The 255-nt window shown below is 62.0% G+C and carries 1 pseudogene; it reads right to left on the bottom strand.

The features are described from left to right. Positions 1–255, bottom strand: a pseudogene (locus tag ACTFO6_RS19135) (ATP-binding protein); the annotation flags it as partial.

The following is a 255-nucleotide window of genomic DNA, read 5'->3' as shown; positions in this document are numbered from 1 at the left end:
CGTTAAGTGAGGAGGAGAACCGGCCACCGGGCCGGGCAGCCCACAGCAAGTCCTCCTGACGGCCCACGGGACGCACCCACGTGAAGTCACCGAACACCGGATCATTGACGAACGCTCCTGCCAGCTCCTCGGTGGTCTCAAAGTCAGGAAACGAGACAGTGACGGTGATAAGAGCCTGGATCTCGACCTCACGCTCATCGGCGGCCAGCTCGGCGTTGTAGTCGACGAGCCCCTGAGCGGAATGCTCGATAGACA

It is taken from the genome of Pelomicrobium sp. G1, from assembly GCF_051905455.1.
Lineage (GTDB): Bacteria > Pseudomonadota > Gammaproteobacteria > Burkholderiales > UBA6910 > Pelomicrobium.
Note: the sequence above shows the minus strand (reverse complement) of the source record. Positions and strands in the feature narration are given on the sequence as shown.